At 51.5% G+C, this 7,319-nt stretch carries 5 protein-coding genes; 2 read left to right on the forward strand and 3 right to left on the reverse strand.

The annotated features are described in order from the left end of the window. Positions 1-229 precede the first annotated feature (229 nt). Genes AC4MRN_RS18185 through pepA form a run of 3 tightly spaced genes read right to left on the reverse strand, consistent with a single transcriptional unit; the run spans position 230 to position 5,002 of the window. Positions 230-3,016, reverse strand: coding sequence for a valine--tRNA ligase (locus tag AC4MRN_RS18185; RefSeq protein WP_491204080.1), 2,787 nt, complete (start codon positions 3,014-3,016; stop codon positions 230-232). Between the two features lie 24 nt (positions 3,017-3,040). Continuing rightward, positions 3,041-3,490: a DNA polymerase III subunit chi gene (locus AC4MRN_RS18190; RefSeq protein WP_491204081.1), complete on the reverse strand. Its 450-nt coding sequence runs from the start codon at positions 3,488-3,490 to the stop codon at positions 3,041-3,043. 6 nt (positions 3,491-3,496) lie between these two features. Next, on the reverse strand, positions 3,497-5,002 hold the full coding sequence (gene pepA, locus AC4MRN_RS18195; RefSeq protein WP_073323684.1) for a leucyl aminopeptidase: 1,506 nt from the start codon (positions 5,000-5,002) through the stop codon (positions 3,497-3,499). Between the two features lie 252 nt (positions 5,003-5,254). On the opposite strand from pepA, the gene lptF reads away from it, so the two are divergent. Together lptF and lptG are read left to right on the forward strand one after the other, a co-directional pair. Next, on the forward strand, positions 5,255-6,352 hold the full coding sequence (gene lptF / locus AC4MRN_RS18200) for an LPS export ABC transporter permease LptF (protein WP_487966234.1): 1,098 nt from the start codon (positions 5,255-5,257) through the stop codon (positions 6,350-6,352). Next, a partial coding sequence (lptG, locus tag AC4MRN_RS18205; RefSeq protein ID WP_491204082.1) for an LPS export ABC transporter permease LptG occupies positions 6,352-7,319 on the forward strand: 968 nt, incomplete at its 3' end. The genes lptF and lptG, both read left to right, overlap by 1 nt.

Genomic DNA, 7,319 nt, shown 5'->3' on the forward strand with positions numbered 1-7,319 from the left:
TGGCGACAGGATCGGGCTTCATTACCAAACTTCATTCAAATTGTTAGCAAACGCGACGCTTGCTTTATTCTGTCATTACATCAGCAATAACCGAGCCAAATTTCAAAAACCATATATTACAGCAGGTTATAAAAATACGACTCACTATACACACTTTAGCATGCACCAAAGATGGGAGAAGGAGCGGCATTTATGCACCAAATACGCACAGCCGCTCACGCCCAGTCTTCTATAATGCCGCTATTGTGTCGCGTTGAGCAGAAAGCTTAGCCAGTTGTGACTCTGCATCGGCCAGCTTGGCGCGCTCTTTCTCAATAACCGCTTCAGGTGCATTACTCACGAATTTCTCGTTAGACAACTTACCTTTAGTGCGGGCTGCGTCTTTTTCTATTTTCTCCATGGCTTTGCTGATACGAGCCAGCTCGGCGTCTTTGTCGATAAGACCCGCCATTGGGATCAGGATTTCCATTTCCCCTACCAACGCGGTAGCACTGGCCGGCGCTTCTTCGCCTTCTGCCAGTAACGTCACGCCCTCCAGACGTGCCAGACGGTCGATAAAGGTGCGTGAAATACCCAGGCGACGCTCGTCTTCTTCACTGGCGTTACGCAGCAATACCGACAACGGCTTACTAGGCGCAATATCCATTTCACCACGGATATTACGGATGCCCACTATAAAGCGCTTCACCCACTCAATGTCAGCTAATACCTGCTCGTCTTGCTTTCCGGTATCTACGGTTGGGAATGGCTGAACCATGATGCTGTCGCCGTCTTTAACTTCCAGCGCACTTAATGGTGCAACGCGTTCCCAAATGGTTTCGGTGATGAACGGCATTAACGGGTGCAGCAAGCGCAACAGGCTTTCCAGTACGTTGATTAACGTATGGCGCGTGCCGCGTTTTTCAGCGTCAGAGGCCTGATCATTGTTCAGTACCGGTTTGGTTAATTCCAGGTACCAGTCACAGAACTGGTTCCAGGTAAACTCGTATACCGTTTGCGCCGCGATATCGAAACGATACTCACTGATGGCTTTTTCAAATTCCGCCAGCGTTTGCTGGAACTGGGCCCAAATCCAGCGATCTGCCAGACTCAGTACCAGTTCACCGCCGTCGCGACCGGTATCTTCAGTTTCAGTGTTCATTAACACAAAACGCGATGCGTTCCAGATCTTGTTACAGAAGTTGCGGTATCCTTCTACCCGTCCCATATCAAAGTTGATATCGCGGCTGGTAGACGCCATAGCCGCAAAGGTGAACCGCAGTGCGTCGGTACCGTATGCGTGAATGCCGTCCGGGAATTGCTTGCGCGTGCGCTTTTCAATTTTGGCTGCCAGCTGCGGCTGCATCATACCCGAGGTACGTTTAGCAACCAGTGACTCCAGATCAATACCGTCGATCAGATCGATTGGGTCCAGTACGTTCCCTTTCGACTTCGACATTTTGTCGCCGCTCTCATCGCGGATCAGACCGGTAATATAGATATCTTTAAACGGGATCTTGCCGGTAAAGCGCTTGGTCATCATGATCATTCTGGCAACCCAGAAGAAGATGATGTCAAAGCCGGTTACCAACACAGAAGACGGTACAAAGGTTTCCAGCTCAGGTGTTTTTTCCGGCCAGCCCATGGTGGCAAATGGCCACAGCGCCGACGAGAACCAGGTGTCGAGCACGTCTTCGTCCTGACGCAGGGCGACGCTGTCGTCCAGGCCATTTTTGCTGCGTACTTCGGCTTCGTCGCGACCAACGTAAATGTTGCCGCTGTCGTCATACCATGCTGGAATGCGGTGACCCCACCAAAGCTGACGTGAAATACACCAGTCCTGGATGTTGTGCATCCACTGGTAATAAGTCTTGCTCCAGTTTTCCGGTACAAAACGGATTTCACCGCTTTCCACTGCTTCGATAGCAGGCTTCGCCAGTTCTTCAATAGCTACATACCACTGATCAGTCAGGTACGGCTCAATAACAGCACCGGTGCGGTCGCCGCGCGGTACTTTTAGTTTGTGATCATCGATTTTAACCAGGACACCATCTTGTTCCAGCTGTTCCACAATGGCTTTACGTGCGTCAAAGCGATCCAGGCCGCGGTAAGCTTCCGGCGCTTCGTCATTCACTTTCGCATCAGGCGTGAAGATGTTGATCATAGGCAGGTTATGACGCTTGCCCATGTCGTAGTCGTTGAAGTCGTGCGCCGGGGTGATTTTCACGCAACCTGTGCCGAATTCCGGATCAACGTAGTCGTCGGCAATGATCGGAATTAAACGGCCGGTAATAGGCAGCTTAATTTCTTTACCAATGAAGTCCTGATAGCGCTCATCATCCGGATGTACTGCCACAGCGGTGTCGCCCAGCATGGTTTCCGGGCGCGTGGTGGCAACCACAATGCTGCCACTGCCGTCAGCCAGTGGATAACGCATGTGCCACATGTGACCGGCTTCTTCTTCGTTCAGTACTTCGAGATCGGACACCGCCGTGTGTAGTACCGGATCCCAGTTTACCAGGCGTTTGCCGCGATAAATCAGACCGTCTTCATGCAGTTTTACAAAGACTTCGGTTACCGCTTTAGACAGGTTTTCGTCCATGGTGAACACTTCGCGATCCCAGTCCGGTGACGTGCCTAAACGACGCATCTGGCTGGTGATGGTGCCACCCGAGTGTTCTTTCCACTCCCAGATTTTATCGACAAAGGCTTCGCGCCCCAGGTCGTGACGGGTTTTGCCTTGTGCATTCAACTGACGTTCAACCACCATTTGCGTGGCGATACCAGCGTGGTCGGTACCGACCTGCCATAAGGTGTTGTCGCCTTTCATGCGGTGATAACGGGTCAGCACGTCCATAATGGTTTGCTGGAAGCCGTGACCCATGTGCAGACTACCGGTTACGTTTGGCGGCGGCAGTAAAATACAATACGGTTCTTGCGCGGGATCGCCTGAGGCCTTGGCTTTAAACAGTCCGTCGTTTTCCCAGCGTTGGTAACATTGCTGTTCAATGGAATGGGGTTCGTAGGTTTTGTCCATGGAGAGTCTCAAAGAATACCTGTGTTAAGCCGGTAAAAACTGCATTTGGCAGCCGGCTTGTTGAAAATATTTATAGCGTTGTCGGGCTTGCTGTTTAGCGGCCTCTTCTACCGGCACAAAATCAACAATTTGCTGGAACTGGTTGAATTGACTCACCAGTTGACCACTCACGTTGATCAGGCAGGGCCGGCGGGGTAATTGTTGTGCCTGCCAGACGATTTCCACCGGTGCACCACCGGGCGGACCCTCGCCAGCAAGATTGTGCGGCACAAAACGCGCCGCGGGTAGTTGCCATAACAGCTCATCTACCGCTTCAGCCTGGGCCTTGTCGGCGCACAGTACCACACTCTTCTGCCGGTTGGCATAGAGTTCGGCGGTTAATTCGCAGGCTTTCGCGCACAGGGCAGACACCGCCGCGCCGCCATCGGGCGACACGGTTTCTTCTGTTAGCGCGTAAAATCGAACAGCGGGCACGGGCAATTAGTCCTCTTGCGCCAAACCAGCGCGATTCATTAAGAACTGCGCAAGCATTGGCACTGGGCGGCCCGTTGCACCTTTGTTCTTACCACTGTTCCAGGCGGTACCGGCAATGTCCAGGTGCGCCCAGTTGTACTTTTTAGTGAAACGCGACAGGAAACAACCCGCCGTAATAGACCCGGCCGGACGACCACCGAGGTTGGTCATGTCAGCAAACGGGCTTTCCAGTTGTTCCTGATAGTCGTCCCATAAAGGTAAACGCCAGGCGCGGTCAGATGCTTGCTCAGAGGCATTCAACAGCTCGTGTGCCAGCGGGTTGTGCGTGCTCATTAAGCCGGTTGCGTGTTTACCTAAAGCGATAATACAGGCGCCGGTTAAGGTCGCTACGTCGATTACCGTATCCGGGTCGAATCGCTCTACGTAAGTCAGTGCATCACACAATACCAATCGGCCTTCGGCGTCGGTATTCAGCACTTCTACGGTTTGTCCTGACATGGTGGTCAGAATGTCACCCGGACGATATGACTTGCCGTCAGGCATGTTTTCACAGCCAGCCAGCACGCCAATAACGTTAACCGGCAGGTTTAACGCTGCAACCGTGTGCATAACACCCAGCACAGATGCGGCACCACCCATGTCGTATTTCATTTCGTCCATGCCTTCGCCAGGCTTCAATGAAATACCACCCGAGTCAAAGGTCAGGCCTTTACCCACCAGCACCAATGGTTGCTGATCCGGCTCACCGCCTTTGTGATGGATGATGCTCATGAGTGATTCATTTTCAGAACCACGACCTACCGCCAGGTATGAGTTCATACCCAGATCTGCCATGTTCGCTTCGTTAACGCATTCAACGTCAATCGAATCATATTCTGCAGCCAGTTGCTGGGCCTGATCCCACAAGTAGGCAGGGTTACAAATGTTTGGCGGCATGTTGGCAACGTCTTTGGTGACTTTCATGCCCTTGGCAATGGCCAGGCCATGTTCTACCGCTTTTTCGCCAACGGTTAATTCGCGACGGGTAGGTACGTTGAATACGATTTTACGCAGCGGACGGCGCGGCTCGCCTTTTTTGCTCTTTAACTGCAGGAAGGTGTACAAAGTGTCCTGGGTAGTTTCTACTGCCTGGCGCACTTTCCAGTAAGTATCACGACCTTTCACGTGCAGTTCGGTCAGGAAACATACGGCTTCCATAGAGCCGGTTTCGTTTAGTGTCTGAATAGTTTTCGCAATGATTTGCTTGTACTGACGCTCATCGAGTTCACGCTCTTTACCACATCCAACCAATAATACGCGCTCGCTAAGCACGTTAGGAACGTGGTGCAACAACAGCATTTGGCCGGCTTTGCCTTCCAGGTCGCCGCGGCGCAGCAGGTTACTGATATAACCTTCGCTGATTTCATCAAGCTGCTCAGCCACGCCTGATAGGCGTCGTGGCTCGTATACCCCAACAACAATACAGGCACTGCGTTGTTTTTCGGGACTGCCGCTTTTTACGTTAAACTCCATGATGTCACCTCAATTTTTATCTGTCTGTTGCCCCGGCATAAAATTCACATGCCGTTTTGCCGCGCTTATGGTTTAATACCGCAGCAAAATGTCTTACTGCGTGGGTGCGTTTATGTCGATAATACAACGTTCAGGCAATCGCACCTGCCGGAGCCAAGGGTTAGTTATACTGGCAAAACATGTAAAAATGGTAAGTTTACTCAAAATTATAGCTGCTTTCACTAAAATTCCGACTTTTAGCATAGGCCATAAATGCTGATATTCCGCTATTTACTTAAGGAAACGCTGAAGTCTCAGGTTGCCATTTTTCTCATACTAATGGCAATTTTTATTACCTTGCGATTTGTTAAAGTGCTGGGGGACGCCTCTGAGGGTGATATTCCTGCCAGTCTGGTAATTGGATTCCTGTCGCTGTACGCCCCTATCCTCGCTTCTCTGGTGATCCCCATTAGTGCCTTTTTGGGCATTATGATGGCTTATGGTCGCTTATACGTAGACAGCGAAATGACCGTGATGCGCGCCTGCGGCATCAGCGAATGGTACGTCACCCGGGTAATGTTATTCCTGTCTGTGCTGATTATGATCTTCACCGGATTCGTGACGCTCTACCTCGCGCCCACGGCTGCACAAAGCGAATACAACTTGCGAGAGCAAGCCAAGGCTGAGGCTGGATTCAGTGCTATTATCCCTGGTCGATTCCAGGAAACCGGCAACCAGGAAGCCGTAATTTTCGTGCATGATGTAGGAAGTGATGACTCACTTCAAAAAGTCTTTTTGGCGCAACAGCAAGCCAACGACGAAGCGCAGGTTCGGGTGGTTTACGCTCAGCGCGGTACCATTAGCAAAGAAGCCGACGGGACACGTCAGCTTATCCTGAACAACGGTAATCAGTACGAAGGTGAGCATCGCCGGCGCGATTTCCGCGTCGTGAATTTCGACGAATATCAGGTGCAAATTGACGATCCGGAACAGCAGGTCTCGCGCAAGAAAGTATCGGTGTTGTCTACCGCTGAGTTGCTACAGGACAATTCCATTGAAGCAATGGCCGAACTGCAATGGCGTATAGCCATCCCGCTTTCCATTCCGTTTCTGGTGTTGATTGCCGTTCCCCTGAGCGCAGTTGACCCTCGTCAGGGCCGGTTTGGCAAAATGTTCCCGGCTATTTTGTTATACCTCGGGTATTTCATGTTATTGCTGGCCAGTCGCCGCGTACTGGAAGACGGAAAAATTCCGGTGCAACTGGGGCTTTGGTGGGTACACGGTATCATGCTGATGATAGGCATTACCCTGCTCTCGCGAGACCGTAAGTTCGGCACCGAGTTGCGCGCCAAGCTCTGGAGGAAAACGTAATGTTTAAAATCCTCGACTTGTATATTGCCCGCACGTTGCTGGGCACAGTAACCGTTACTTTGTCGGTACTGATTGGCCTGAGCGCACTGATTAAGTTCGTTGAACAGCTCCGCAAAGTAGGCGAAGGCAACTACGACATGCTGGCAGCACTGGTGTACGTGCTGCTTAGCTTACCTCGGGATCTGGAGCAGTTCTTTCCCATGGCGGTGTTGCTAGGCGGGTTGATAGGCATGGGATTACTCGCCAGCAACAGTGAGCTGGTGATCATGCAGGCTGCAGGGCTTAGCCGTTGGAATATAATAACGTCGGCTATGAAGTCGGCGGTGGTGATGATCATTGTGGTAATGGCAGTGGGCGAATGGGTAACCCCAGTGAGTGAATCCCGCGCCAAAGAGCTGCGCACCGAGGCAATAACCGGAGGTTCGCTGTTTTCCTCTGACAAACTTGTGTGGGCTAAAGACGGCGATGCTTTTGTAAGCATTGGGCAGGTTATTAGCCGCGACTCACTGCAAGATGTCAGTATTTACCGCTTTAACGACGCGCTGCAGCTCGCCAGTACAACCTATGCTAGCGGCGGCTTTTACAAGCAAAATGGCTGGACGTTAACTAACGTAACCCACACCACCTTTACCGAGGCTAAAATTGACACCGAGGCCCTGCCTACCTGGCGCTGGGATTCAACCCTCACGCCCGACAAGCTCGGCATAGTGTCAGTTAAGCCAGAAGCGTTATCCATTCGCGGGCTCAATGATTACATAACGTATCGCATTAATAACGAGCAGGATACCAGCCGTTACGAACTGGCTTTATGGCGAAAGCTACTGCAGCCTGTAACCGTTTGCGTGATGTTGCTCATGGCCTTATCTTTTATTTTCGGCCCACTTCGCAGTGTTACCATGGGTGCTCGTATTATTATGGGCGTACTCACTGGTTTCGGCTTCTTCATTACCAATGAAGTATTCGGCCC

Source organism: Marisediminitalea sp. (genome assembly GCF_984433645.1).